Consider the following 13,147-nt stretch of genomic DNA (forward strand, 5'->3'; position numbering starts at 1 on the left):
AAGGAACACGCGTTTTAAGCGCACGAAGTATCTTGAGTGGCGTCATCATTGCATCTCCATGTTTCAATCGAATACGAGTTTGTTCGGGTTCGAGGGTTCCCGTGCTTTCGCAGCCTGGCTGCCTGTCGGATCGGAGGGATCGGCCCCGGATCGGTCTGGCTGATACGAGCCCCAGATGTCCCAAGAATCTTGGTTGGGCTGCTTCTTTCTATTGGCCTGTTGGCTCTGCTGGAGCAGAGGCGGCACGGCTTTCCGACCGGGTGCCTCAAGGTGCGGCACATCTCGAGCAGTCGGCTCCAGCGTTCTCTCAAGGAGACTTGAGATGTCCTTTGCGGCCGACTCGACCTTGCGTACATAACCGTTGGCGAAGCCATGCGTGACGTCGCCCGTGTTATAGGCCGAGATGGCACGGCGAAGCGCCAGTTGCTGTGCCACAGCAGTGGTGCCGCCGGCATACCGGCTTTCAAGCAGGTGGGCGGCAGCCGAAAGCGAGGCGCAGGGCTCGAAAGCCCTTTCCGGCGTGAGATTGAGCATGGCAAAGTTCTTGCTGTTTATCTGCATCAATCCAACATCGACAGAATGTTGTGCTTCGAGGCGTTCCTTGATGCCCCGCGTGGCTTCCAGGTGGTCTATCCAGCGAAGCTGCTCACCTGTGGTGTTGTCATGAGCCACCAGCGTTTCAAAGCCACTTTCAATCTTGGCAATCGCGGCCAGGGTGGACGGCGCAACCCAGGGGGCGCATTTGCGCGACAGGCTGCGGAACTCACGCGGAGAAAGTGGCGCGGGCTCGGCTGGGAGTGACATGGATGTCATCAGGACGATGGCCAGCGGCCAAGCTGCAATAAACATTCCCTATCACCTACCTTTCTAAGCCGCCGGACGGGTTCTGGCCCTGTCCGGCACGCGCTTATCGGGGAGGTTTGTTACTGTGTGATGTTCAAGTTCAGCTTTTCGGTTTCAATTGAAGCAAAGACCGTGTTCGTATCAGCGTGGGTGAGCATCTTGCGCATGCGTGGGTGGCGCGGGCCCGATCAGCCAGCGACATCCGGAGCATCTTGGTACAATGACTCCTTTACAGGATTGCTCGTCCCGGCCGTCCGTTGCTCCTGGAGTGTGGGCCGCGACTTTGGCGTCATGGACGGTACTTCTGTCAGCGCCAAGCCAAGGACAAAATGGGGAGCTTGGCGGGCTTGTTCAGGCTCGGGATCACCGTGGGGAATCGACTAAGGCGATAAAGCGGCCCAACTTTGCCGGTATGCTGCCGGTCCTTAAAGAGCAGCCATGCGCGGCCCTGCATACTCAGATCATTGCTTGAGACGCGAGCTCGTCCGCGAAGCTGGCTCGAAGGCGCAAATCCGCGGCGGCGAGGGTCAACTGGGAAGACGTGGCGGCGCAGCCCATCCTGGTGCGAGCCTCGTTCAGCTGTTCGGCCGCCGCCAAAGGGTGGATCATGCACAGTCCCATCGGCAGATAACCGCACGTCATTGACGCAGTCCGACGGCGCAATGGACAAGCATAGTGACACGCTCAAGATGGAGGAGTTGCAGTAACTGAGAAATGTTAGCCCGGACGTTCACCGCAACCGGCGACCTGCCGGTCGCCGAACAGCATTTGAGGCCGCCGGCCACCTTGGACGAAGCCGGCTTGGCAGGAGACACACTATTTTGCACAAGGCCGCTGCAGCGAATCACGGTCTTCTTCCGCCGACCGCCTCTCCGATCAAGCCAAACGCCGCGCTGCTCAACCATGTCCGAGCTGGATCCACGAGCCGGATGATATCGAGATGATCCAGGTCCGCAAACTCCAGGATGACCAGGATGCAAGGGCATAGCAGGAAACTTGGCATCCATGAGGTCGAACTTGAGTGATATTGGCAGGCCTGCACCAACGGGGGAGCTCGAAGCGAAAAAGCGAAGGACCACACGGCAGGGTCATGTCGGCGCTGGGACCTGTCTGGTGGCCACGGGCTGCCTTGGTGCGGTCAATTCGCTGGGGATGAAAAGAACAGGACGAGCACGGCCTCACATTGGCCGCACGCAACGGCGAGTGGTATCAAGGAGCAGCTGTTCTGGGTCGGTGCCCCAGGGTTGCTCGGCAACAGGTTTAGACAAGGGGATTCAAGATTGAAGGTGTGCCGTTGAAACATGTTCTTGTCATTGACGATGATGCCGCAATGCGGCGCCTCATCGCCGAGTATCTCACGATGCATGCCCTGAAGGTGACCGCAGTCCACGATAGCAAGCAGTTTGACTATGTTCTTTCACGTGAGCCAGTCGATCTCGTGGTTGTTGACCTTAACCTAGGCCGGGAGGATGGACTTGCGATCGTCCGCAATCTGGCGACAAAATCGGATGTTCCTATCATAGTGATCAGCGGCGACCGGCTTGATGAGGCGGAAAAAGTGGTTGCACTGGAGCTCGGCGCAACCGATTTCATTCCCAAGCCTTTCGGGATGCGCGAATTCTTGGCCCGCATTCGAGTAGCGCTACGCCAGCGCATTTCTAGTCCGCGAACCAGAGAGCAGCGCTCATTTCGCTTTGGGGCCTGGAAGCTCAGCGTGAAGCAGCGGCGACTGATCTGTGCGGAGCGTGGCGAGGTCAAGCTTACCGCATGTGAGTTCAATCTCTTGATCGCATTTCTGGAGAACCCCCGCAACGTGCTATCCAGAGAACGGCTTTTGCTCGCGAGCCGTGTGCGTGGAGAAGAGGTGTACGATCGAAGTATCGATGTCCTAATCATGCGCTTGCGCCGAAAGCTGGAGGCTGATGCGGCCAACCCTCGCCTGGTCAAAACATCCCGTGGCGCAGGGTACTTCTTCAACGCTGACGTAGATGTTAGCTACGGAGGCACGTTGGCCGCGTGACAGTGAGCTATGCTGGAGATTGGGGTGACGAGGCTGATCAAGCCTTCCAACAGTACCAGCCTGATCAATTACGGCGAGAGCTACCGGTCTGGAGATCGCATCAGCCCCTCTCTGCATATGCACGCGGCCGCCTGAATTGCCGATTTCGCTCAGCTGCTGCTGAATGGCGACGGCTTGCGGCGCATTCAGGGCCCTCTGCGTCTGCGCTGGCCACAACAGCGCTGGTGAATGTTCATTGTTGGCACGACTCACTCGGGTGGCAGGTGGTTGCCCTGGCCAAGCTCATCCGGCGAAGGGCGGATCTGCTGTTGGCTGGCAGCCAAGACTGGGGGCGGCGGCCCGAACTCCGGCGTCCCAGAGCTTGCGAAAGCCTCCGACACGCTTCTGTTGAGGTCATCCCGTCCATCGGGCATCCCTGGGTTGCTGAAAAAAGACGAAGCGGCTTGATGATCCTGCCCTCGCTGAAGCACCTCGCGAAACCCCCTGTTCCAGTCGCAGAAGCTCCTCTGGATTGGTTGGCGGCTCGTCAGCTCGACCATCGAACAGCGGCCGGAGCGCCTCGGACACGTGCTGCTCAAAGCCCACTTGCCGGGCTTGGCCCGCTTGCCCCTCTTCCAAGCCGGCGTCCTGCACCTGCGACAAAGCTGTTACACGGGATGGATTTTTTCGCGGGTCCACACCAGCCTCACATCAAACTGTATCGTCAAAGTCCTGCGCCAATTCACACAGCGGGTCATCGAGTTGAGATTCGGCGGGGAGCGCCTCCTCTGCTCCCGTCAAGGGCGCCGGCTCCGGGAGGGCGCCTGTCTGGCGTTCAAAGATGCGTTTCAGAATGCGATCCGAGAAATAACGCACCTTCCTCAATTTTAATGGTGGCAGACCTTTGATGAGAACAATCTCGTAGTCGTCATCGAGCAGCCGAACCTGTTCGGGACGCAATAGCGGTGCACCTTGATGTGAATTCTGAATGGTCCAGTCGAACGTTCGCGCCTGGCTGTGGGAAATCGATTTGGCTTCAAACGTGTATTCACCGATGGCCTTGGAAATGTAGTTCGGAGTCTCGTCATCAGCCGTGGCCATGAACACTTGCAGTCCGGTATTGCTGAGAAAATTCTGCTTGCCAGCCTCTCCATAAGCCCCCGTCAGTGCCGAAAGGCTTTGGATGATGAGCATGAAACGCCCCTTGTAGCCCGCGATAGTCGTGATTGCGGTCTCGATCGCCTCCAGCTTACCCAAGTGCTTGAACTCGTCGAGCAGGAAGAGAACCTCGTGCTTTTCATCCCGGCGGGCCAGCGACCGCTGCAGAATCGAAACGATTTGCTGAAAAAACAAGCGTATCAAAGGCGCGATCACCTCAAGGTCGTTCGGACCAACGCAAAGATAGATGCACGTTCTGCGACGGCGAAGATCATAGACCGAAAAGTCCGAGCGACTTGTGGCCGCCTTTACAGCGGGATCCGCCCACAGGTTGAGCCCGCCATCGCCGAGCACGGAAGTGTAGGAGGTTAGGATTTTCGTATCGTTCCCCGCCATGTCGTCGAAGATGCGTTGTGCCTCTTTGTTCTGAGTCTCCATGGCGAGTCGCGCGAAGAGCTTAAACTTCTCCCCCGGCTGGGCGAAGAGGTCGTAGACGGCGCCGATTGTTGGCGTGCCCCGCTCGATGCAGGCAAGGATTCCCGCGACAAAGATATCTCGCGCGCCGCTGACGAAACCTTCCGCGCCCTCCCCCTTGGCCGTAATCAGGTTTGCGGCCAAGCGGCGGGCCTCGGTGAATTGCTGCTGTGGAGGCAGCGCTATAAGATCCAACAGCGGATTATAGCAGTTTGTGCGCCGCTCCGAATCCAGCGGCGCGAATTTAAACACGTCGTCACCTGCGGCTTTGCGCGCCCTCGAGGTGAGCTCAAAGAGCTCCCCCTTGACGTCCAGAGCTATCACCGAGCCTTTGAATGTAAGTAGCGTTGGAATGACTATGCCGACGCCCTTGCCAGCGCGGGTCGGTGCAACGATGAGGCTGTGAGGCTGCTCGCCATTGGTCAGGTAGTAGCCAGGCCAGAAAGGGCCACTTGTCTTCCCAAACACCGGCCCTGTCACGCCACGGTATCGTCGCAGATATCCCGTGCGTCGCATTTCATCCACTCGAGCCCAACGAGCCGTCCCGTGGTGTTCGAGCTTGCGGCGCAATACGATCTGCTGAATCAGCAAGACGACCGCGGACGTCGAGAGCACGATAGCCGCGCCCCGATAGAAAACGGGGGTTGCGAAACCCAAATAGAAGGGCGTCTCAAACCAAAAGGCACGGACATCAAACGCCATCAGAGCCTCGCCGCTGCCGCCGTGGCGGAAGGTTGCGTAAAGACTTGCCGCACAGAAGCCCACGGCGAGTGAGCACGCGATGCTAATGGCTATGTTGGGGGGCGTCGTTTTTGTTGAAAGCATTGTTCCATTGCCGGATTAGCCGTAGCTAATGCTGCGCGTGCTTCAGAGACCGAACCGGCGTCGCGCGATGTCGCCGCTCGCGATGCCGCAGTGGGTGGTGCGATGCTTGCAGCGCATCACCCGGCAGACGTGGTTTTTGAAAGTTACACTAAGCAGGTACGTCAACGGCCAGCGAATTGGAAACGGCAAGGCCGTAGACGGAATTCGGGAGAGAAAGCGTCACTGTACCATGGCCGAGACATCAACGGCCGGAGCGATCTCTGCTTCTGGTGGCCTCCATTAGGTCCTCTCGGGCGTGATTGTAGGCTTGGCTTATGGACCGCCCGACTTGAGCACCCCGCTGCAGCTGTTCATAGGAGGTTTGCGGGCCTACTGTATCACGGACTGCAGCCTCAATACCTGCTATGTGGCCGTCCAGATTCGCACTCCGTTCCTCTGCTGCATGCTGCGGCGGCGGCATGTGCGGCAAGATGTCTTGCATGCCGGGAAAAACTGAGTGAGCTTGGGCCTGTTGATTTGCGTCGAACTGGTGATACATGTTGAGAATAGCATTGGATGCCATGTTTCTGACATTGCCATCCGGATCAGAAGAAGCCAATCCAATGGCCTGATCAAGAATGCGAGATTTGTTTTCCTCAGTAAACTTACTGAAGTGTGGCGCAACGTAATAAGTTCCGAGAGCTTGCGACGGCGGATCCATGTTGCCAATGCGATTAACAATAGCATCTTGCAGCCCTGGCGTTAGGTAATCGCCTAGATTACTGGCCGCTCCGACTTTCTGCAATGCTATGTCATCCGTGCTGTACCCCAATTCGGCTGTTAATGTCGCGGCCAGATTGATGGCTGATCGTCCAAGCCGATTGGTCCGCCTTTCAAATCTCGCGAGGTCAGTTTCTGGCCCGGGTTGAGTGCCCCGAACGGCTGTTCGCTCGTGCGTCCCGAGGCCTTTGAAGCCCCCAAGATTTCGCGCTGTATCGCGCGGGTTAGCGGTTACGAGCCGTTCTGCAACATCGCTCAATGGCCCCTCTGGAACGTCACGGAGGCTACTGCTCCCCACGCCTTGAGATGATCTTGCAGCTGCGCGTGCCCGTTTGTTATCGCGATCCATTGCTCGCCTCCAAAGTAGTTATTCTACCCAATGAGGTTACCACCGAAGCTTGACCTGCTAAACCGATATGATGTTACAGTTGTAGTATGGCAAAGGGTTCCCAGCTCTGTGGGTCTGCCAAGTGCCCGTCCAAGCCGAAGAAAATGCGATGAAGCTGGCATCAAATGCGATGTGAACTGCCCCGGGCTTTCCGGAGGCCGTTTCGTTTGAGTTACGCGGCTATGGCTGGTTCATCCAACATGGCGTAGTAGCGTTCCTCGGCTTCGGCCGGCGGGATGTTGCCGCTGGGCTCCAGCAGCCGGCGATTGTTGAAGCAGTCCACCCATTCGAGCGTGGCGAACTCGACGGCCTCGAATGAGCGCCAGGGTCCGCGGTGATGGATCACCTCGGCCTTGTAAAGACCGTTGATCGTTTCGGCGAGAGCATTATCGAAAGAGTCGCCGCACTGCCCACCGAGGGTTCGACGCCGGCCTCCGCCAAGCGCTCGGTGTATCGAATGCTGACGTATTGGGCGGATTCAACCGGTCGTCGCGACACCAAGGGATTGGAGGTGGCAATGACGGATCACCAACGCGCTTCAGATCGGTGCACTCGAAAGAAGCTAGATTCGCCCGGGCGTCCGCCTGCCTGGCAGCGTGAGAATCGCTTCCGGTTCTGGCAAGCTATTGCCTTGGGACGTTCGAGCGAGGAGGCCGCACTGGATGCCTGTATATCAACGCCTCTTGGTCCGCGCTGGTTCGGAGTGCAGGAGGGATGCCGCCAACGCATTTGGCGCCGTGGGCGAAGCCGCCTTCGGGGCGATATCTTTCTTTCGGGAGCGCGAGGATATTGCGCTTGAGCTTGACTACATCGTCAGCCGCAATGACGCCGAGGCCGAGAAGGACAAGGCCGACCGCCAGGCGATCATCGCCGGCCTCGGGGCACAGCTCAAGAAGGGCGACAAGGCACTGGTCGGCAACTCGGCCTACCGCCGTTACCTCAAGGCCAGCGGCAAGAACTTCAAGATCGATGTCGGCAAGCTTGCCGAGGAAGCCCGCTACGACGGTATCACCGTGGTGCGGACCAACGCGAAGGTGACCCCGCTCCAGGCCGTCCTGCGGTATCGCGATTTGCTCGAGGTCGAGAGCCTGCGTGCCGCGCACTACGGATTCCCGGCACAGCTGGCGGGTGCCGTCTTCCAGCCGAGCGCTTTTCGAGGTCTCGCGTTGAGCGTCGCTGCGACGGCAGCGATCGTTGCGGCGCTATGCGCGCTCAGGTCCGTGCCTTTCGGAAAATACTGGCGCAGCAGCCCATTGGTGTTCTCGTTGGTGCCGCGCTGCCAAGGACTCTGGGGATCGCAGAAGTAGACCTGGATCCCTGAGTCGATTTTGAGGGCAGCGTGTTGGGCCATCTCGGCGCCCTGATCCCATGTCAACGAGCGACGAAGTTCCGTGGGCAGGGTTGCGATGGTGCGCGTGATGGCGTCACGGACAGCCTCCGCACCATGCCCGGCGAGGGCCGGTCCATTCCTGGAGCGTGGTGCTTCGCCGTGGCCGTCCAGTCGCGGTAGGTGCAGCAGCATCGTGAACCGTGTCGTGCGCTCCACGAGCGTACCGATCGCCGAACTGCCAAGCCCGAGGATAAGATCGCCTTCCCAATGTCCGGGGACTGCACGGTCATCCGCTTCAGCCGGGCGCTGACTGATCATGATCTCGGATGACACGAAGCCCTTGCCACGCAGGCCGACGCGCGCCCGTGGCGTCCGCAGGGCTCGCCCAGTCCGCAGGCATGCCGTCAACTCTCGCCGCAGCGCTCCTCGACCTTGGACGAAGAGGGCTTGATAGATGGCTTCGTGGCTGATCCGCATCGTCTCGTCATCCGGGAAATCTATCGCCAGACGCTGGGCGATCTGCTCTGGGCTCCATGCCTTGCCCCATCTTCTATCCTTTCGTTGCCCATGCCGGCGTCCGATCCAGGGGACCGTAGGACCAGGAGCGACTATTCCGTCAGGTGCCGCGACTGTTCCGGCAAGCCTTTCCTCGACATAGAGGCGCAGGGCCTGGTTCAGCGCAAGCTTGGCAATCTTCGGGCGCCGGCCTGATCGCGCGGCGTGCCATTGGGCAGTCGACGCACGATACTCCAGGCCACCGCTGCGCGTGGCAGCATTGCGGCGCAACTCGCGGGAAATCGTTGAGGCGGATCGACCAAGGCGGCGACCGATGTTGCGCATCGAAAGGCCCTGGACGCGAAGAATTGCGATCTCTTCACGTTCCGCGAAAGAGAGATACCGGCCGCAGGGCAGCTTGGCCGAAGATCTGAACATCGATGGGGGCATACCGCCTGCCTTTCGGAACAATCTTGCTCCGACAGGCTGCGATATGCCGGCCTCCAACGCAGCATTCTCGCTGGGCATCCCTCGGGCAATCCCCAACCAAAATCGCCGAAGTTCGGATCGCCCCGCTTCTGGCGGCCGTCCAGGTGATGGCAACGGCGCTCGTCCAGATTGGTGTGATCGCCGCTTTTGAATAGTCATCGCAACCTCCAATGTCAGAGTGTTGCGACGACCGTTTGAATCCGCCCAATACGCTTGCACCAGCTATTCTGATGTCCTCCATGGGCATGGGATCCAGCCGAGCATGAGCCGGGTGGGAACCCTTATGATAACGCACGCGCGGAAAGCTTCATGAAAACCTTGAGCAGGAAGAAGTCGCAGGATTGGCCTATCGCGATGCACCAGATGCGCGGCGACGTATCGCGAGCTTCATTGAAGATGTCTACAATCGGCAACGGCTGCATTCAGCACTCGACTATCTCACCCCGGAAGAATACGCAAAGACGTTATCGACACCATCGGACAATGCCGCATTTGAACTCACGAGCATGAAATTGTCTCGCAATTTCTCTGTCTCACAATAGGGGTGCACTCCATCACTGTCCGGTTTCATTGGAATACGCACTTCTCATTCGAAAAGCTCAAAGGAACTAAACAGATGGAGATTATCACAATTGATCAACGGAACATCCTCGTCGGCATCCGTCCAATAGAACCGGGCGACGACTCCACCTTATACGCTTCCGAAGTTACCTCGTTGGGACGCGCTGTTACCAAAGTTCGCCGCCAAAGCGGTGCTGCAAGAGTAGTCGCCAGAACACTCCTTGGGCAACTGGGATTCCCACAACTGCCGATCCTAAAGACGCGCTCTGGTGTTCCGATCTGGCCACCCGGCGTCGTCGGATCTTTGGCGCACCACGATACCGTAGCAGCCGCCGCCATTGCAGGGACGAAAAGGATTGCGGCTCTCGGCATCGACATTGAGCCTAATGAACCTCTGCCGGAGAAACTGATCGAATTGATTGCTACCCCTAACGAGCAACGCATGTACGATCTACGCCTGCTTCAACGGCGGTACCTCTTCGTTTTGAAGGAGGCTGTATATAAAGCCTATTTTCCACTGTACAATGATTTTCTTGAATTCGAGGACGTGGAAATTGATCTCCCTGCGCGATTAGGATACGTCCCAAAGAACGATTGCACATTTTCGCTCGAGTTACTTGTTTCCAACAATGTAATTGGGTTGGCGTATTCATGGCCGACATGCGGTGACCTTGCCCCGCTGATCTAATCCGGTTGACGTTCGTTCTGGCCCATCGAGAGGACCAGGACATGAAACGTAGCCGCTTTTCTGAAGAGCAGATCATCGGAATTTTGAAGGAACATGAGGCCGGGATAGCGGTTGCCGATCTGTGCTGTCAGGCGAAGTGAGAGACCTCTCTGATTGGGGTGGTTGAGGTCAAGGTGCTCCTGTACTTTTTTCCTGGCCGTTCCGCAGGTCACTCGCTTCTCTTCGCGGTCGGCGCCTTGGCCGCCGCATGATGGGGTCAGGAGAGCGAGGTGTCTCAATCTGTTTCACGACCTTGCCGGGTTTAGCGGCAGGTTCGGGTCTCTCAACGAGATCGCCTCGCCCATCGTCCCCACGGAACGATCTGGACATCGCCCGTTCGGGCGAAAGCTCCTTTCCTAACTCCTTCGATGTTTGCGGCGGGTTCACGCCGCCGGGGTAGCAATTTCCTTTCCAACGCGGAATTCGGTGGCGTCGGCCCACATCCGGTGCAGGATGACCGCCAACTTACGGGCCACCGCCACACGCGCCCGCGCCATGCCACGGCGCTTGGCGACATTCATGCCCCATGCCCTCAGGCTCGACCATTTCTTCGAGCGTACGAGCAGCGAATGCGCTGCCTCGTAGAGGGCCGTGCGGGCGAGTTCGTCGCCGCAGCGACTGATCCTGCCCTGGATGTCGGTCTCACCCGATTGGTAGCGCGCGGGCGTCAGCCCCAGATGCGCCCCAACCGCTTGGCTGGAGCCGAACCGCTCCGGCCGGTCGATGGTGGCGCGGAAGGTGAGCGACGTGATCGGGCCGACGCCGGGCGCCGACATCAGCCGCCGGCAGACCTCCTCCTTGCGCACGATGTCGAGAACCTGCCTGGTCAGCCGGGCGAACTCCTTGAGCATGGCGCCGAGGATCGCAAGCAGCGGCTCGACCATCGCCATCACTTCGGCGTCGGCGCCGACCAGCTCGCGCACCCGCCCGGCAAAGGCGGACCGCGACGGCAGGCCCAGCTTGACGCCGGCTTCGCGCAGCATGGCACGCACCACGTTCTCGATCGTGCGCATTTCGTTGAGAACCGTCCGGCGGGCGACCAGCAACGAGCGCCACAGCCGGCATTGTCTGCTCTTCACATGCACCTGCCGGTACCAGCCGGTGCGCATGATCTGCGCCAGCGCGCGGGCATCGTTCCTGTCGGTCTTGTTCGGCATCGTCTTCATGGCCGCATTGGCAGCCCGCGTCTCGATGCAGATCGCCGGCAGCCCTTCGGCGCGCAATCCGTCGTGAAGCCATGCCGTCAGTGAACAGGCTTCCAGCCCGACCCGCTCCAGCACCAGGTCGACTTTACGCAATGCCTCGGCCAAAGCCTGCGGCTCGCTCGCCGCTCGCGCCTCCTTCATGATGCGACCGCTCTCATCGACGCGCAGATCGCGGTCTCTTCCAAAGACACGTCCAGTCCGGCAAAGTACTTCATGGCTGCTCCTTCCCGATGTTTGTGGCGATTCCACATCGACCACGTTCTCACATCACGACAGGAGCAGCCGCCCTCTTCCGGCGTCGGCCGAGACCCCAATCACCCCATCTGACCCCCTAACGAAACGAAGAACTGACCCCTCATTTTTGAGAGGATCAGTGGATGCAAGAAGAATTTCCATCGAAGCTCGCCTTGTCGACAACAATGCGGGTTGAGGAGATGCGGTCGGGGGAAGAAGTTTCAGCGATGGTTCGGCTGCATGAGGTCGGCTGGGGTGCGAAGCGCATTGCGCAAGAGTTCGGTTGCGCGCGCAATACGGTTTGCCGCTATCTGCGTGAAGGTGGTGTCGTGGCGTATCGCCAGCCTGCTCGTCGAACTGCATTCGACGGTCTGCACGATTGGCTTAGAGAGCGTTTCTTTCGTCATGATGGAAACGCGGATGTCATTCGCCAGGAATTGACGAGCGAACATGGTATCGTGATCGGGCTTCGCTCGGTGGAGCTGAGAGTGAAGCGCTGGCGGCGGGAATTGAAGGCGCAGAAGCGCGCGACGGTTCGCTTTGAGACGGCGCCAGGTCATCAGATGCAGATCGACTTTGGCGATACGCGCGCGTGGATCGGCGGCGAGCGGTTGCGCGTTCACCTGTTCGTGGGGACGCTGGGCTATTCGCGACGGGTGCATATCCGCCCCTCTTTACGGGAGCGCCAGGCGGACTGGTTTGATGGGATGGAAGGAGCCTTCCTGCGCTTCAGCGGGGTTCCAGCGGAGGTTCTGCTGGATAATGCGAAGGCTCTGGTCGAGCACCATGACGCGGTGACGCGCGAGGTGAGGTTCAATGCCCGACTGCATGCCTTTGCCCGCTACTGGGGCTTTACGCCACGAGCTTGCGCGCCATATCGGGCCCGCACGAAGGGCAAGGACGAGCGTGGGGTAGCCTACGTCAAGAAGAACGCGATCGCCGGCCGCCGTTTCGAGAGCTGGGCGGCGTTCGAGGCGCATCTGGATCGGTGGACGCGCGAGATTGCCGACCAGCGTGAGCATGGCACGACCGGCGTCGCGCCTGCGGAACGTTTTGCCGCTGAGGCCGATGCGCTTCGACCGCTTGCAGGCCGGGCGCCGTTCGGACGACTACGTGATCTGGTGCGCAAGGTTCAGGCGGACTGCGCGATCGACCTCGATACGAACAGCTACTCAGTGCCCTGGCGCCTGATCGGAGAGAGCGTTCAGGTAGTGGTTCTGGCCGGTCGCGTCATCATCCGTCATGCGGGCCGGGTGGTGGCTGATCATTCCCAATGCCAAGGCCGCCGACAACGGATCGTGGACCGGGCGCATTTACGCCGCTTCCTCAACGATGCGCTGATCTTTCACCAGGCTGGTCTGCTGGGCGCGACGGTCCTGACCGGCAATGTTCGGGATTTCGATTACCTCAACCAGCTTGTTCCGTCGGTGCCTGTGATCTTCTACCGGCCGGTGACAGACTTGCGCCCGCAGGGTTGAAAGGCGTCTGTGGCAGACATGCCCGTGCACCGTGATCGTCCAACCTTCCTTTAATGACCAGCAGTCTTCAAAAAGGTCGCTGACACTCTCCTGCGACCGACAAGGCAAGATTATCGTTCGTTTTGTTGCTCCGACAGGCTGTGCGTTTTGGCGCGAAACCGATGGCGTAAAGCGCACGGCCG

The 13,147-nt window shown here is 59.3% G+C and carries 7 protein-coding genes and 5 pseudogenes; 6 read left to right on the plus strand and 6 right to left on the minus strand.

The features are described 5' to 3' along the window. Positions 1-63: 63 nt before the first annotated feature. Positions 64-849, minus strand: a complete 786-nt coding sequence (locus NLY42_RS00530; RefSeq protein WP_023673708.1) for a type IV secretion system lytic transglycosylase VirB1 — start codon at positions 847-849, stop codon at positions 64-66. A gap of 1,288 nt (positions 850-2,137) precedes the next feature. On the opposite strand from NLY42_RS00530, the gene virG reads away from it, so the two are divergent. Further along, positions 2,138-2,863: a two-component system response regulator VirG gene (gene virG, locus NLY42_RS00535; RefSeq protein WP_023685159.1), complete on the plus strand. Its 726-nt coding sequence runs from the start codon at positions 2,138-2,140 to the stop codon at positions 2,861-2,863. Positions 2,864-3,553: 690 nt separating this feature from the next. Here the strand turns inward: virG and virD4 are convergent. From virD4 to NLY42_RS00550, 3 genes and pseudogenes are all read right to left on the minus strand, one after another. After that, the gene (gene virD4 / locus NLY42_RS00540; RefSeq protein WP_286488985.1) at positions 3,554-5,299 is read right to left on the minus strand and encodes a type IV secretion system ATPase VirD4; all 1,746 of its coding nucleotides are present in this window, start codon (positions 5,297-5,299) and stop codon (positions 3,554-3,556) included. A gap of 241 nt (positions 5,300-5,540) precedes the next feature. Beyond that, a complete protein-coding gene (locus NLY42_RS00545; RefSeq protein ID WP_245263612.1) occupies positions 5,541-6,083 on the minus strand; it encodes a hypothetical protein in 543 nt (180 codons plus the stop codon). 535 nt (positions 6,084-6,618) lie between these two features. After that, positions 6,619-6,920 (minus strand): annotated as a pseudogene (locus NLY42_RS00550) (integrase core domain-containing protein); the annotation flags it as partial. Positions 6,921-7,252: 332 nt separating this feature from the next. On the opposite strand from NLY42_RS00550, the pseudogene NLY42_RS31910 reads away from it, so the two are divergent. Beyond that, positions 7,253-7,558 (plus strand): annotated as a pseudogene (locus tag NLY42_RS31910) (IS1634 family transposase); the annotation flags it as partial. Here the strand turns inward: NLY42_RS31910 and NLY42_RS00560 are convergent. After that, on the minus strand, positions 7,549-8,919 hold the full coding sequence (locus NLY42_RS00560; RefSeq protein ID WP_198022241.1) for an IS30 family transposase: 1,371 nt from the start codon (positions 8,917-8,919) through the stop codon (positions 7,549-7,551). The pseudogene NLY42_RS31910 and the gene NLY42_RS00560 overlap by 10 nt on opposite strands. A gap of 182 nt (positions 8,920-9,101) precedes the next feature. Between NLY42_RS00560 and NLY42_RS00565 the strand changes: the two genes are divergently transcribed. From NLY42_RS00565 to NLY42_RS00575, 3 genes and pseudogenes are all read left to right on the plus strand, one after another. Next, positions 9,102-9,302, plus strand: a complete 201-nt coding sequence (locus NLY42_RS00565; protein WP_084779951.1) for an integrase core domain-containing protein — start codon at positions 9,102-9,104, stop codon at positions 9,300-9,302. A 74-nt stretch (positions 9,303-9,376) separates the two neighbouring features. Beyond that, positions 9,377-10,009 carry a 4'-phosphopantetheinyl transferase family protein gene (locus NLY42_RS00570; protein ID WP_031245101.1) on the plus strand — a complete coding sequence of 211 codons (633 nt, stop codon included), beginning with the start codon at positions 9,377-9,379 and terminating at the stop codon, positions 10,007-10,009. Positions 10,010-10,050: 41 nt separating this feature from the next. Then, positions 10,051-10,134, plus strand: a pseudogene (locus NLY42_RS00575) (transposase); the annotation flags it as partial. Positions 10,135-10,431: 297 nt separating this feature from the next. On the opposite strand, the pseudogene NLY42_RS00580 reads toward NLY42_RS00575, so the two are convergent. Further along, positions 10,432-11,468: pseudogene (locus NLY42_RS00580) on the minus strand (IS110 family RNA-guided transposase). Positions 11,469-11,630: 162 nt separating this feature from the next. Here NLY42_RS00580 and istA point away from each other — a divergent pair. Beyond that, positions 11,631-12,800 (plus strand): annotated as a pseudogene (gene istA, locus NLY42_RS00585) (IS21 family transposase); the annotation flags it as partial. Positions 12,801-13,147: the final 347 nt, after the last annotated feature.

The sequence above is a fragment of the Mesorhizobium sp. C372A genome (assembly GCF_030323245.1).
In the GTDB taxonomy this organism is placed as follows: Bacteria; Pseudomonadota; Alphaproteobacteria; order Rhizobiales; family Rhizobiaceae; genus Mesorhizobium.